Raw genomic sequence first — 15257 nt, 5'->3', positions numbered from 1 at the left:
TTAAGCGCTGTTTTAAATGAGAATGGAGGCAAAAGCCCCCATTATTAATCATTATTTATAAATTGAAATTATAAAGTACGTTTAACTTCAATAATTTCAAATACTTCTATTTGGTCGCCTACGCGTACATCGTTGTAGTTCTTAACACCGATACCACATTCAACACCATTACGTACTTCAGTTGCGTCATCTTTAAAGCGACGTAGTGATTCAAGTACACCTTCGTAAATAACCACGTTTTCACGTAGTACACGAATTGGGTTGTTACGTTTAATAGTACCTTCTGTCACCATGCAACCAGCGATTGCGCCGATCTTAGGAGATTTAAATACTTCACGTACATCAGCAACACCTGTGATTTCTTGTCTAAACTCAGGTGCTAATAAACCACTCATTGCAGCACGTACTTCGTCAATTAAGTCGTAGATAATACTGTAGTAACGTAGTTCAACTGCTTCGTTATCGATTAACTTACGCGCAGATGCATCAGCACGAACGTTAAAGCCGATTACGATTGCCCCAGAAGCTGATGCTAATGAAGCGTCAGTTTCAGTAATACCACCAACACCACGGCCGATAATGTTAACTTTAACTTCATCAGTAGATAGTTTGTTTAGTGACTCACAGATTGCTTCAAGTGAACCTTGTACATCCGCTTTAAGTACTAAGTTAAGCTCAGATACTTCGCCAGATTCCATGTTAGAGAACATGTTTTCAAGTTTCGCTTTTTGTTGACGAGCAAGTTTAATATCACGGAATTTACCTTGACGGTATAATGCAACTTCTCGTGCTTTTTTCTCATCTTTAACAACGGTTGCTTCATCACCCGCTTGTGGAACACCAGACAAACCTAAAACTTCAACTGGAATAGACGGACCAGCAGATTCGATTGGATTACCATTCTCATCACGCATTGCTCGAACACGTCCGTATTCAAGACCACAAAGTACGATATCACCCTGTTTCAGTTCGCCTTGCTGTACTAGAATAGATGCAACTGGACCACGACCTTTATCAAGACGAGATTCAATAACAACACCAGATGCAGGACCCGTTGAAACAGCTGATAAATCTAACATTTCAGCTTGTAATAAGATGCTATCTAATAATTCATCAACACCAGTACCTACTTTCGCAGATACGAATGAGAAGATATTTTCACCACCCCATTCTTCAGAAATAACATCATGCTGTGAAAGTTCAGTTTTAACACGGTCAAAATCTGCCCCTTCTTTATCGATTTTATTCACTGCAACCATTAGCGGAACACCCGCAGCTTTTGCATGTTGAATCGCTTCGATAGTTTGTGGCATAACACCATCATCCGCCGCTACTACTAGTACAACGATATCCGTTGCTTTAGCACCACGAGAACGCATCGACGTAAACGCCGCATGTCCAGGAGTATCTAGGAATGAAATCATACCTTTATCAGTATCTACATGGTAAGCACCGATATGCTGTGTAATACCACCTGCTTCACCGTCAGCAACTTTAGCGCGACGAATGTAATCTAGTAATGAAGTTTTACCGTGGTCAACGTGCCCCATGATAGTAACAACTGGCGCACGAGATGTTTTCTCACCACCTTGTTGTGCTTCAGCTAGTACTGATTCTTCTAACTCATTTTCTTTCGTTAGGATAACTTTGTGACCCATTTCTTCAGCTACAATAGTCGCTGTTTCTTGGTCGATAACTTGGTTGATAGTTGCCATAGCACCCATCTTCATCATTACCTTGATCACTTCAGTTGCTTTAACAGCCATTTTACTTGCTAGTTCTGCAACCGTAATCGTTTCACCAATTTTAACGTCACGTTCAACTTTAGCGGCTGGTTTTTCAAACGCTTGTTGTAATGCAGATGGCGTTGCTGTTGCACCTTTTTTACCACGACGATTATTACGGTTATTACGACGTGAGTAAGGTGTTTCAAGTGGTTTATCAGCAACCGCTTTCTTTTTCTTTTTACGGTGTGTTGGACCTTCCGCTTTAGCATCAACTGAATCTTCTGCAGCACGCGCTTCTGATGATGTAGTTACATGGTAATCTGCACCTTCAGCAGCTTTACGGTCTGCTTCTTCTTTAGCCCAACGTGCAGCATTTTCTTCAGCTAGTTTTTTAGCATTCTCAGCTTGTAGTACCGCTTCTTTTTCAATTTTAGCTAGCGCTTCTGTTTCTGCTTTCTTCTGCAGATCAGCTTCTTCTTTTTCAAGTTGCAGCTGTTCATCTGTTTTAGTTGACTTAGCAGCGGCTTGTTTTTGCTTATTTGCTACTGCAGCAGCTTTTGCTTTTGCTTCGGCTTCTTTCTTAGCTGCCATTTTTTCAGCTAATACTTTTTCAGCTTGTTCTTTTTTAGCATCAAGTTCAGCTTGAATTTTAGCTTCAGCCTCTACTTTTAATGCTTGCTCAGCAGCTCTTTCAGCTTGAATTTCTTCATCACTACGCTTTACAAAAGTACGCTTTTTACGCACTTCAACATTGACAGCGTTTGATTGACCTTTAACATTTAACGTTGTTTTTGTTTTACGTTGTAAAGTCATTTTTTGTTTTTGTTCGCCACCGTGTTGCTTTTGCAAATAAGTAGTTAATTTTTCTTTTTCTTCAACACTCACTGAATCACTTGCTTTTTTAGTTATACCTGCATCGGCAAACTGTTTAACTAAAGTATCTTCAGATTTATTTAAGTCTTTAGCGAGGTCTTTTAATAGAATTTCTGACATTATTTATTTCTCCATACTGACGCTATTAAGCATCTTCACTAAACCAACAGATATTACGTGCAGCCATAATTAGCTCTGCTGCTTTTTCTGCATCTAGTTTTTCAATCTCTAGTAGATCATCAACAGCTTGCTCTGCTAAGTCTTCTAACGTAATTACACCTTTACTTGCTAATACAAATGCAAGGTGCGGCTCTAAGCCTTCAAGTGCTAATAAATCATCAGCTGGTTTTGCACCTTCTAAACTTTCTTCTTCAGCAAGTGCTTTTGTCGCTAATACATCTTTAGCTCGAGTACGTAACTCTTCAACCATCTCTTCATCAAAACCGTCAATCGCTAGTAACTCATCAGCTGGAACATAGGCAATTTCTTCTAGAGAACTAAAACCTTCTTCAACTAATACACCAGCAAAGTCTTCATCAACCTCTAATGCTGACGTAAATAATGAAATTACGCCATCCGCTTCAGCTTGATGCTTAGTTTTTAATTCCGCTACAGTCATTACATTTAATACCCAACCAGTCAGTTGTGATGCTAAACGAATATTTTGACCATTACGGCCAATTGCTTGTGCTAAGTTTTCTTCTTCTACAGCAATATCCATGCTGTGTGTATCTTCATCAACAACAATTGATGCTACTTCAGCCGGCGCCATTGCATTGATTGCAAATTGTGCTGGATTCTCATCCCAAAGGATAATATCAACACGCTCTCCGCCTAGCTCATTTGAAACCGCTTGTACACGTGCGCCACGCATACCTACGCAAGCACCGATTGGGTCGATACGTTGGTCATTTGATTTCACTGCAATTTTCGCACGTGAACCAGGATCGCGAGCAGCACCCATTAAGTCGATCATCTCTTCCGCAATTTCTGGCACTTCTAAGCGGAACAACTCAACTAATACTTCAGGTTGTGTACGTGTCATAAACAATTGAGCGCCACGAGCTTCAGGGCGAACAGCAAACAACAAACCACGTAAACGGTCACCTGGACGGAAATTTTCACGAGGTAGCATTTCATCACGGAAAATAACCGCTTCTGCATTGTTACCAAGATCTAATAAGATGCTATCACGTGTCATACGTTTAACAACACCAGTGATTAATTCACCTTCTTTTTCTGCATATTGTGCAACAACTTGTGCACGCTCAGCTTCACGTACTTTTTGTACGATAACTTGTTTTGCAGTTTGTGTTGTAATTCGGTCAAAAGTAACAGAATCAATTTCATCTTCAATAAATTCGCCAACTTGGATCTCAGGGCTATCATATTGAGCAGCTTCAAAAGTCATCTCTTTTGCGGGATTTTCCATTTCAGCATCTGACTCTAATACTAACCAACGACGGAAAGTATCAAAATGTCCAGTTTCACGATCAATGTCAACGCGCACTTCAATTTCTAATTCGTACTTCTTCTTTGTTGCAATAGCCAGTGCACTTTCCAATGCTTCAAAAATCGCTTCTCTTGGTAAGCCTTTTTCATTTGAAACAGCTTCAACAACCAATAAAATTTCTTTATTATTCATTTTTAACGCCTTAATTAATCAAATTTCGGAACTATGTTCGCTTTTTGGATATTACTCAGCGCAAAACGCTCTTCTTTACCCTCTACTGCAATACAAATGATTTCACCATCGACATTGCTGATCACACCTTTCCATCTACGACGATTTTGAATCGGCATACGTAGTTGTATTTTTACTTCTTCACCTAAAAACGCAGCATATTGTGCCGCATTAAATAGTGGTCTTTCTAATCCCGGAGAAGATACTTCTAGTGTGTATTCGTTAGTGATTGGATCTTCAACATCCATAATAGCACTGACTTGGCGGCTTACAGCTGCACAGTCATCTACTAAAATACCTTCTTCTTGGTCAATATAAACACGTAATGTGGAGTGTTTACCCGCACGAACGTATTCAATGCCCACTAACTCATAGCCAAGATCTTCAACACTTGGCGCTAACATTTCAGTTAGACGCTCTTCTAAACTTGCCAAATCTATCCCCTTTCAGAAACAAAAAAAGGGCATATAGCCCTATTTCAAATAACAACTTATGTTTATTTTTGATAAACATAAGTTGTCAGTTAAACGTATTAAATACAAAATCAAATACGCAAATAACAAAAAAGCCCCAATAAATTGGAGCTTCATTCGTTTTGTTTGATTGAATCAAACAGATATTGCGATAGGAAACTACAATATCGAATGTGGTTCAGGGAGTTCAATTTAACAACTACAACCTTCGCCAGTGTTTTATTAAGAGTCAAGCCCGATGAGCTTTCCTTAAAACATACACTAAAATGTGGTTGCGAGAGCAGGATTTGAACCTACGACCTTCGGGTTATGAGCCCGACGAGCTACCAGACTGCTCCATCTCGCGTCCGAACTATTATTCAAATGTTTAATTAACATTTAAATTAAAACTTTATCTAAGTGAGAACACTTGTTGCGAGAGCAGGATTTGAACCTACGACCTTCGCCTTTTTACCGCTAAGAAAGAGCCCGACTAACTTCTACCAGACTGCTCCATCTCGCGTCCGAACTATTATTTAAATGTTTTAATTAACATCTAAACTAAAACTTTATCTAAGTAAGAATACTTTTTATTTTCTATCACGCTGAAAACGAGGTCATTATATATAAAGTGTGATCTCAGTGCAATCTAAAATCTAATGTTTGGTGCGGATAGAGAGACTTGAACTCTCACGGCCTAAGCCACAGCCCCCTCAAGGCTGCGTGTCTACCAATTCCACCATATCCGCTTTAAAAATATTACTCAGGAATCTGAGTCGAGGTATCTACTTCAACAGGTACTTCTACAACTTCTTCAACAGCTAGGTTTGAAAAGTCATCATTTACAGATACTTTATGCGTAGAAAGGTTACCTAGTACTAAGCTTAATACAAAAAATGCTAATGCTAAGATACCCGTAGTACGGGTCATGAAGTTACCAGAACCACCTGCACCAAATACTGTATTAGAAGCGCCAGAGCCAAATGATGCACCCATGCCAGCTCCCTTACCTTGTTGGATTAAAACAAAACCAACTAAAATAATTGAAACAATTAAATAAACAACTAACAGTATTTCATACATATTTATATTACCTAATTTATCTTATTAAAACTTTATGCTCTCACAAAGAAGCGGACGAATACTACCCAATGCAAGTGCGGATCACAAGTGAATATTAATACAAATTAATAACTGTTGGTGCTTCTTTACAAAACCGCATAAAAAAGCATCAATATTTTCTATTTTAACAGTATTTAAAACAGACTTTATTATTTTGAGTTGTGTATACCCACTTAAATTTTTACTTTACTCGCTAATGATTTTGCATAAGCGATAACTTGCTCTTCACTTTCATCGGCTTCAACCATAACTCTAAATACAGGCTCGGTACCTGACTTTCTCAATAAAACACGACCACGGTTGCCTAATAACCCTTTGATACGAGACAGTTCTTCTAACACGTCTTTATCCTGTAACGGATCTATTTGATTATTATAGCGAACACTCTCAACAATCTGAGGATATTTACGTATACCTTGTCGTAAATCATGCAAATTCATTCGGCTACCTTGCATCGCACTGATCACTTGTAAACCAGAAACAATACCATCACCTGTTGCTAAATAATCGGCGCAAATAACATGACCTGATATTTCTGAACCAATACTCCAACCATTTTTTTTCATGAGCTCCATGACATGGCGATCACCCACATCAGAACGATCGAAAGGAATACCTAATGTTTTTAAAGCTTGCTCCAAACCAAGGTTGGACATTATTGTGCCCACTGCCCCACCATTTAAAGTACCTTTACGTAATTTATCGCGTGCGATAATGTACAATATCTCATCGCCGTCAAGTACATACCCAGTATGGTCAACCATCATCACACGATCGCCGTCACCATCAAATGCGATACCAAAATCAGCTTTTTCGTTGATCACACGTTCAGCAATTGCAGCCATACTAGTAGCACCGCAATTTAAATTAATATTAATACCATTTGGCTGAACACCCATGGTAATCACTTCTGCACCTAATTCACTGATCACTAACGGAGCAATATGATAGGTTGCGCCATTAGCACAATCGACAACAATTTTAAGACCACTTAAATCATACTGAGAAGGAAAAGTACTTTTACAAAACTCAATATAGCGACCTGCCGCATCATTAATACGATAAGCCTTCCCCATTTCGCTACAATCGACGCAAATTAATTCTTTATCAATTTCAGCTTCAATTTCTAACTCTACTTTTTCAGATAATTTAAGTCCTTCCTCAGAGAAGAATTTAATACCGTTATCATAATATGGATTATGAGAAGCACTAATTACGATGCCAGCAGTAGCACGGAAAGTATGTGTTAAGTAAGCAACAGCTGGGGTAGGCATCGGCCCCATTAAAACAGGAATAACACCTGCAGAAGTAAGCCCTGCTTGGAGTGCGGCTTCGAGCATATAACCTGAAATTCGCGGATCTTTACCAATTAATACTTTTTTATTACCAGATTTAGCTAAGACTCGGCCAACAGCCCAACCTAGCTTTAATGCAAATTCAGGGGTAATTAAAGATTCACCAACTTTGCCGCGAATACCATCAGTACCAAAATATTTTTTCTTCATTGAAAAGCTCTTATTATAATAAGTAATAGTAATTGCATCTTGAATTCAAGTAATAAGCACTCTAACTTTTTGCATTAAAAGTCTTAGTTTAAGGTGTAAACTGATACAAATGATTGAGTTACTTTCAAAACTTACAACCAAAAACAAGTCATGTTAGTCAGTAAAATAGAGCACTTAATAGGTGTCATTGGTTAATACCAATAAGTTAATTAAAAGTATCTATCTGCTTTAATACTTTCATGACATCAACCGTCTCAGCAACATCATGAACCCGAATTATTTTTGAACCCTGCTGCATGGCAATCATTGCCCCAGCTAAGCTTCCTGCTAATCGCCCATTTATATCACGATTTAAAAGCTGTCCAAACATTGATTTACGAGAAACGCCTGTCAACACAGGAAAACCTAGCGCCATAAATTCCTGCGTAGCATTTAACAATTCAAAATTATGCTGTAAAGACTTTCCAAAACCAAAACCTAAATCGAGAATAATATTTTCAGCCTTAATACCAGCGTCAATACAGGTATTGCTGCGGTCCATTAAAAATGTTTTTACTTCAACAACTACATCTTTATAATCAGGTGCTGTTTGCATACTTCTTGGTTGCCCTTGCATATGCATTAAGCAAACAGGCACTCCAGCATCTACGGCAGCTTTTAACGCTCCCTCTTCTCGTAATGCCCGTATATCGTTGATGATATCAGCGCCCGCTTGGACAGCTTCCGTCATCACTTTTGCTTTGCTAGTATCAACAGAAATCCAGCAATTAAGTTCTTTTTTAATGGCATCAATGACAGGAATAACCCGTTCTAGCTCTTCATTTAATAAAACATCACTTGCACCAGGACGCGTTGATTCGCCGCCGATATCAATAATCGTTGCCCCCTGCTCAATCATCTCTTTAGCACGAGAAACAGCTTGTTCAATATGAGCATACTGTCCACCATCGGAAAATGAATCCGGTGTAACATTCAAAATACCCATTATTTGGGGGTATTCAAGGTTAAGTATTTTTTTACCGTTAGTTAATATCATTGCAGTGTACTTTTATTAGCCAGAATTAAGATTAAAAAAAACCTAAGCAAGCTTAGGTTTTTTTAGATAAATGAAACAAAATAAATACTTTATTTATTGTCTTTATCTTGATCAGTTAACGTGTCAGTTGTTTCCACCGTTTCTGGTTTTTCAACATCTGCAGGTTTTTCAAGATCAACATCTTTTTCAGTATCTACTTTCTTTTTCTCAGGCCTAACCATATTGATATTAGATTTTTCAGACTTATCGATATCAATTGTCGATTTCTCTGGTTTAACCATATCGATAGTCGATTTTTTCTCTTTAAGTGACTCAACTTCTTTTTCATCATCCCAATCACTTGGAGGACGAACAGTTACACGCGCCATTAAGTCATCAACTTGATTGGCATCGATAGTCTCATATTTCATTAATGCTTCTTTCATTGCATGTAAAATATCAATATTGTCACTTAATAACTTGAAAGCGCGTTTATAGTTAGTATCGATAAATAGTTTTACTTCATCATCAATCACTTTACCCGTTTCATGTGAGACAACATTAGAACGTAAGCTACCTTGTTCACCTGTTAATAGAATAGGTCCTAATTTCTCAGAGAAACCCCACTCCGTAACCATTGCTCGTGCAATAGCAGAGGCTTGTTTAATATCCTGTGACGCACCCGTTGATACTTTTTGTGCGCCATAAATAAGCTCTTCAGCAATACGACCACCATAGGCAACCGAAATACTACTTTCTAACTCATCTTTGTTTTGAGAAATTTGATCGCCTTCAGGCAAGAACTGAGTTACCCCTAAAGCACGTCCACGAGGAATAATCGTTACTTTATGAATTGGATGATGCTGTGGTACTAATTTAGCCACGATTGCATGTCCCGCTTCATGATAAGCAGTTGACTCTTTGTCTTTAACTGTCATTACCAAACTACGACGTTCAGAGCCCATTAATATTTTATCACGCGCTTGTTCAAAGTCTTCTTTTGACACTGTGCGTTTGTTACCACGTGCAGCAAACAATGCAGCTTCATTAACTAAGTTAGCTAAATCGGCACCAGAGAAACCAGGTGTACCACGCGCTAAGACGGTTGCTTTCACATCTTCATCCAGTGGTATTTTACGCATATGTACTTTTAGAATTTGCTCACGACCACGTACATCAGGTAAACCAACAACAACTTGACGGTCAAAACGACCTGGACGTAATAAGGCCGCATCGAGTACATCTGGACGGTTCGTCGCAGCAACCACAATAATACCTTCATTACCTTCGAAACCATCCATTTCAACTAGCATTTGGTTTAATGTTTGCTCACGTTCATCATTACCACCACCCATACCAGCGCCACGAGCACGACCGACTGCATCAATTTCATCGATAAAGATGATACAAGGTGCCGATTTTTTAGCTTGTTCAAACATATCACGCACACGAGATGCACCAACACCGACAAACATTTCAACAAAATCAGAACCTGAAATTGAGAAGAATGGTACTTTAGCTTCACCAGCAATCGCTTTAGCTAAAAGTGTTTTACCTGTACCAGGAGGACCAACTAATAAAACCCCAGTTGGAATACGTCCGCCTAATTTTTGGAATTTAGTTGAATCTTTTAAGTAATCGACCAGCTCCACAACATCTTCTTTGGCTTCATCACAACCAGCGACATCAGCAAATGTTGTTTTAATTTGGTCTTCGCTCATCAATTTAGCTTTACTCTTACCAAATGACATTGCGCCGCCTTTACCGCCACCTTGCATGTTGCGCATAAAGAAGATCCAAACACCAATTAATAACAGCATAGGGAACCACGAAACAAAAATAGACGCTAAGAAACTAGTTTCTTCTGGAGGTGTTCCTTCTACTTTTACATCATTTTTAATAAGGTAATTCATTAAGTCTAAATCTGGCGCAGGAATATAAGTAACAAACGGAGTTTGGTTACTTTTTAAACCTTTAATTTCTTGTCCATTAATTTGTACTTGTTGGATCTGCCCTTGGCTTACTTCTTTATTAAAAGTGGTGTAGTCGATTTGTGATTTTTTTGTTTCGTCTGATCCAAAGCCTTGGAATAAAGACATTAAGACTACTGCGATGACTAACCACAATATCAGGTTTTTTGCCATATCGTTCAAGATGTAAACCTCGTGTTAAAAATGAAAAGAATATAATATTAAATCAGATTACTACAGTTTAAAACCAGTCGCCACTAAATAAACTTCTCGCGATCTTGCTCTTGAAGAATCTGGTTTTCTTGTTTTGACGGATTTAAATAGTTTTCGCACTTCGTTAATATAGAATTCATACTCTGCTCCCATAAATACTTTAACGATAAAACTACCGTCTTTCACAAGTACATCACGGCACATTTCTAATGCTAGCTCAACTAAATACATCGATTTTGGTTGATCAATACCAGTGTTACCACTCATATTTGGTGCCATATCCGATAACACCACATCAACTTTATTATCACCAATACGTTCTAGCAATGCATTTAAGACCACTTCTTCACGAAAATCGCCTTGTAAAAAATCAACACCTGCAATTGAATCCATTGGTAATATATCACAGGCAATTACTTTTCCCTTTGAACCCACTTTATCAACAGCCCATTGTGACCAACTTCCCGGCGCTGCGCCTAAATCGACCACAGTCATACCAGAGCGGATAAGTTTGTCTTTACCGTTAATTTCATCCAATTTAAAAACAGCACGTGAACGTAAACCTTGTTTATTAGCTTCTTTCACATAAAAATCATTTACATGCTCATGCATCCATCTCTTTGAACTGCCCGATGCACTCTTTTTAAGACGATTTGTACTGTCTGGTTTTGCCACAATTACTTCCTTTAGTGGATGAATAGTTAGGATAAATAATAATCTAAATAGTAAAGGTTAATATTTAAGGGTAGAATGAACCATTTTCAACCCTTAATGAAAGATATTTGCATGAAATTATCAAACAAACAGAAACAATTTTTAAAAGGTTTAGCTCATCCTTTAAAACCAGTTGTATTACTGGGACAAAATGGCTTAACCGAAGGTGTATTAGCTGAGATTGAAAACGCTATTAGCCACCATGAATTAATTAAAGTAAAAATAGCGACCGATGATCGTGAAACTAAACAACTTATTATCGATGCGATTGTACGTGAAACAGAATCACTAGCGATTGCTAAAATTGGACATATAGTTGTTTTATTCCGCCCAAGTGAAGCTAAGAAAATAGAATTACCACGTAAATAATTTACGTTTAATACTATTCTTCTAATAAAAAGCCCAGATAATCTGGGCTTTTTATTATCTATTACAAAGCAATATAATCAACTTTGATAATATCATAATCAATCACACCACCCGGTGTTGTAATTGATATCTCATCATCCACACTTTTTCCAATTAAACCACGTGCAATCGGTGAGTTGATTGAAATTAAGTTCTTTTTAATATCAGATTCGTCATCACCAACGATTTGATACGTAACTTCTTCATCTGTTTCTGCATTAACAATCGTTACCGTTGCACCGAAAATAACTTTACCATTGTTAGCAATTTTACTTACATCAATAATTTGTGCATTTGATAACTTCGCTTCGATATCTTGAATGCGGCCCTCACAAAACCCTTGTTGCTCACGCGCAGCATGGTATTCAGCATTCTCTTTTAAATCACCATGTTCACGGGCTTCAGCAATAGCGTGAACAATTTCAGGACGTTTTACTGTTTTTAATTGCTCTAATTCAGCACGCAAAATATCAGCGCCTTTTGCTGTCATTGGATATTGAGTCATTAACCATCACCTTATTCTGGAAACAATGTTTCACTAACTGTATTTAGAAAAGCGGCTATTTTACGCTAGTTAGTAGCATTAGTCATCGTCTATAGAGAAAATGCTTAAGGTGTTATTATAAACTTGGTGTTCAAGCACGCTTGCTGACTCTTCACGCAGTTCACAAAGTGCATTAAAGATGATCGGTAAATTAGCAGGGGAGTTATTTGTCGCAATTTGTTGATATACAGGCATATCAGGGGCATCTGTTTCTAATATTAGGCTTGAAAGAGGCAGTTGTTGTAATGCACTTCTGGTTTTTTTAGCACTCGGATAAGTGATCACACCTCCGATACCTAACTTAAAACCTAATTTAATGAACTCTTTGGCTATTTCCGCGCTCCCTGAAAATGCATGGTAAACCCCTCCATAGCTAAAATTTACCTGTTTCAATAGATCCAGTACTCGGGATTGTGTTTTTACGACGTGTAAAATAACCGGAAGCTTTAATGACTGGGCAATGGCAAGTTGCGCTAAGAACACGCTTTCTTGTAAGGCTAAATCGCTATCAATGAGCTTATCTAGGCCAATTTCACCTAGGGCAACACATTTACTTCCTGATTGTTGACGCGTTTTAGTTAATAGATGTTCAAGTTGTATAAGTTGTTGTGGTTCGAAATCAGTTAAAAAATGAGGATGAAGCCCTAACGCAAAATATAACCCCTCGTATTGCTTCGTTAATTTGATGATTTCAGGCCAACGTTGCGCATCTGTACCAGGAATAATGAGTTTATTAATGTGAGCATTATTAAGTGCAAACATAAGCAATTTACGATTAACTTTAAAGTGTTCAAAATTAAAGTGACAATGACTATCAATAAACATATTCCACCTTGCTGTAAGGGCCTACAATGATTGATCATGGCATTATTCTATAATACGTCGAGATATAAACTCAGAAAAGAAAATTTATATAAAAATAACGACACCGTCTACACAAGGGCTGTGTAAGGATATTTAAGAGGGAGATCGACAACGTTTTAACTGGAGTAGTAAGAAAGGGAAGGAATAAAAAGAAAAAAGCGCCCTGAGACGCTTTATTTTTGTGACTATTAGCTGTTTATCTGCATCAGTTTATCTGCATCAGTTTATCTGCATCAGTTTATCTAGAATAAAATCTTTTCAGTTTTGCCAAAGCAATTAGCTAATTAACAATACCTAATGAAGAAGGCCTAATAAACAATACTGAATAAACGTATCTAATACACAATATCTAATTAGTGTTCACGTGTTTTACGGAAACGCACATCCGGATAACGTTCAATCGCTAAATTTAAGTTGACCATTGTTGGTGCAACGTAAGTTAAATTATTACTGCCATCTAATGCTAAGTTATCGAATGCTTTTTTCTCGAATTCAGCCATTTTAATTGGATTTTCGCAATCCACCCATAATGCGGTGGCAACACTAATACCTTCGTAAATAGCATCCACTTTATATTCTGATTTTAAGCGCTGTACAACCACTTCGAACTGCAATACTCCAACAGCACCAACGATCAAATCGTTACTACGTAATGGACGGAACACTTGAACAGCACCCTCTTCGGATAATTGCATTAATCCTTTCAACAATTGTTTTTGTTTTAAAGGATCTTTTAAACGGATGCGACGGAACATTTCAGGGGCGAAGTTTGGAATACCAGTAAATTTAAGATCTTCACCGGTAGTAAATGTATCGCCGATTTGAATGGTACCGTGGTTATGTAAACCAATAATATCACCAGAAAATGATTCTTCTGCTGCAGCTCGGTCACCGGCCATAAAGGTTACCGCATCTGAAATACTGACCATTTTACCAGTACGCACGTGGTGCATTTTCATGCCTTTCTCATATTTACCAGAGCAAATACGCATAAATGCAATACGGTCACGATGCTTCGGATCCATATTAGCTTGAATTTTAAAGATAAAACCGGAAAACGCTTCTTCCGTAGGCTCTACAACACGTTGCACTGTTTCTCTTGGCAATGGCTTGGGAGCCCATTCAACTAAACCATCTAAGACATGGTCGACACCAAAGTTACCTAATGCCGTACCAAAATATACAGGAGTTAATTCACCAGATAAGAACAGAGCCTGATCAAATTCATTCGATGCCCCTATTACTAACTCCATCTCTTCACGCAAATCATCAGCATGGTTAGGTATTGCTTTATCCACTTCAGGGTTATTCAACCCTTTAATGATACGAACATCTTGGATAGTATGGCCTTGCCCTGATTCATATAAAATAACTTCATCACGTAATATATGGTAAACACCTTTAAATTCTTTACCCATGCCAATTGGCCAAGTAATAGGTGCACAGGCAATATTAAGTACGTCTTCAACCTCATCCATTAAATCAACGGGATCACGTGTATCACGGTCACATTTATTCATGAAAGTGATAATTGGTGTATCACGTAAACGGGTTACTTCCATTAATTTAATAGTACGTTGCTCAACACCTTTTGCGGCATCAATAACCATTAAACATGAGTCAACTGCTGTTAGCGTACGGTAAGTATCTTCAGAGAAATCTTCATGCCCAGGCGTATCAAGTAAGTTAACTAAGCCACCGCCATAGGGAAATTGCATTACCGATGTAGTGATAGAAATACCGCGGTCTTTTTCCATCTCCATCCAGTCAGACTTTGCATGTTGTCCAGACTTTTTACCTTTAACTGTTCCTGCTTTTTGTAACGCATTTCCGAATAAAAGTACTTTTTCTGTGATCGTTGTTTTACCAGCATCAGGGTGAGATATGATTGCGAATGTGCGTCTACAGTTGACGGCTTCTAAGAACTTAGCGTCTGCCATTTTTAGTTTTCTCTTAATATGTAGATAACTAGATGCACAGTTACGCGCATAGCTATGTACATAATTATATTTTGCGAAAATGAGTGATTTGTAAATTTCGCTGAACTATAGCAAATTGAGAAAACTAATTCATTTCCTATTACGTTCAATTTTACAACAAAAGGACGCTTTAAATCGCTTAGCTACACAAAACATACCCCTAACAGATAAGCAGTTGCAATAAACA

12 protein-coding genes and 3 tRNA genes are annotated in these 15257 nt (G+C 38.0%); 1 reads left to right on the top strand and 14 read right to left on the bottom strand.

All coding sequences use genetic code 11. The annotated features are described in order from the left end of the window. Positions 1-68: 68 nt before the first annotated feature. The 11 genes from infB to rlmE all read right to left on the bottom strand — a co-directional run bounded on the left by infB (position 69) and on the right by rlmE (position 11236). The gene (gene infB / locus MT391_RS09365) at positions 69-2720 is read right to left on the bottom strand and encodes a translation initiation factor IF-2 (RefSeq protein WP_166371611.1); all 2652 of its coding nucleotides are present in this window, start codon (positions 2718-2720) and stop codon (positions 69-71) included. 25 nt (positions 2721-2745) lie between these two features. Next, on the bottom strand, positions 2746-4245 hold the full coding sequence (gene nusA, locus MT391_RS09360) for a transcription termination factor NusA (protein WP_166371610.1): 1500 nt from the start codon (positions 4243-4245) through the stop codon (positions 2746-2748). 14 nt (positions 4246-4259) lie between these two features. Further along, on the bottom strand, positions 4260-4718 hold the full coding sequence (gene rimP / locus MT391_RS09355) for a ribosome maturation factor RimP (protein ID WP_166371609.1): 459 nt from the start codon (positions 4716-4718) through the stop codon (positions 4260-4262). Positions 4719-5026: 308 nt separating this feature from the next. Then, positions 5027-5103: transfer RNA gene (locus MT391_RS09350), tRNA-Met, on the bottom strand. Positions 5104-5169: 66 nt separating this feature from the next. Beyond that, positions 5170-5259: transfer RNA gene (locus MT391_RS09345), tRNA-OTHER, on the bottom strand. Between the two features lie 141 nt (positions 5260-5400). Continuing rightward, a tRNA-Leu gene (locus MT391_RS09340) sits at positions 5401-5485 on the bottom strand. Positions 5486-5495: 10 nt separating this feature from the next. Beyond that, the gene (secG, locus tag MT391_RS09335) at positions 5496-5819 is read right to left on the bottom strand and encodes a preprotein translocase subunit SecG (RefSeq protein WP_166371608.1); all 324 of its coding nucleotides are present in this window, start codon (positions 5817-5819) and stop codon (positions 5496-5498) included. Positions 5820-6031: 212 nt separating this feature from the next. Then, complete coding sequence (gene glmM / locus MT391_RS09330; protein WP_499441034.1) at positions 6032-7363, bottom strand: phosphoglucosamine mutase; 1332 nt, start codon at positions 7361-7363, stop codon at positions 6032-6034. A 205-nt stretch (positions 7364-7568) separates the two neighbouring features. Beyond that, positions 7569-8399 (bottom strand): dihydropteroate synthase, encoded by an 831-nt coding sequence (folP, locus tag MT391_RS09325; RefSeq protein ID WP_499497711.1) that lies wholly within the window; start codon positions 8397-8399, stop codon positions 7569-7571. 89 nt (positions 8400-8488) lie between these two features. Then, positions 8489-10522: an ATP-dependent zinc metalloprotease FtsH gene (gene ftsH, locus MT391_RS09320; RefSeq protein WP_499497761.1), complete on the bottom strand. Its 2034-nt coding sequence runs from the start codon at positions 10520-10522 to the stop codon at positions 8489-8491. Between the two features lie 60 nt (positions 10523-10582). Further along, the gene (rlmE, locus tag MT391_RS09315; RefSeq protein WP_166371605.1) at positions 10583-11236 is read right to left on the bottom strand and encodes a 23S rRNA (uridine(2552)-2'-O)-methyltransferase RlmE; all 654 of its coding nucleotides are present in this window, start codon (positions 11234-11236) and stop codon (positions 10583-10585) included. A gap of 111 nt (positions 11237-11347) precedes the next feature. On the opposite strand from rlmE, the gene yhbY reads away from it, so the two are divergent. Beyond that, positions 11348-11644: a ribosome assembly RNA-binding protein YhbY gene (gene yhbY / locus MT391_RS09310; protein WP_028867984.1), complete on the top strand. Its 297-nt coding sequence runs from the start codon at positions 11348-11350 to the stop codon at positions 11642-11644. 61 nt (positions 11645-11705) lie between these two features. On the opposite strand, the gene greA is transcribed toward yhbY, so the two are convergent. From greA to prfC, 3 genes are all read right to left on the bottom strand, one after another. Beyond that, positions 11706-12188, bottom strand: a complete 483-nt coding sequence (greA, locus tag MT391_RS09305) for a transcription elongation factor GreA (RefSeq protein ID WP_028867983.1) — start codon at positions 12186-12188, stop codon at positions 11706-11708. Positions 12189-12266: 78 nt separating this feature from the next. Continuing rightward, entirely contained in the window at positions 12267-13052 is a 786-nt protein-coding gene (locus tag MT391_RS09300; RefSeq protein ID WP_499497709.1) for a TatD family hydrolase, read from the bottom strand. 392 nt (positions 13053-13444) lie between these two features. Then, complete coding sequence (gene prfC, locus MT391_RS09295) at positions 13445-15031, bottom strand: peptide chain release factor 3 (protein WP_299665277.1); 1587 nt, start codon at positions 15029-15031, stop codon at positions 13445-13447. Positions 15032-15257 lie beyond the last annotated feature (226 nt).

The organism is Vibrio sp. 1-Bac 57 (genome assembly GCF_037546855.1).
Classification (GTDB): Bacteria; Pseudomonadota; Gammaproteobacteria; order Enterobacterales; family Psychromonadaceae; genus Psychromonas.
Note: the sequence above shows the minus strand (reverse complement) of the source record. Positions and strands in the feature narration are given on the sequence as shown.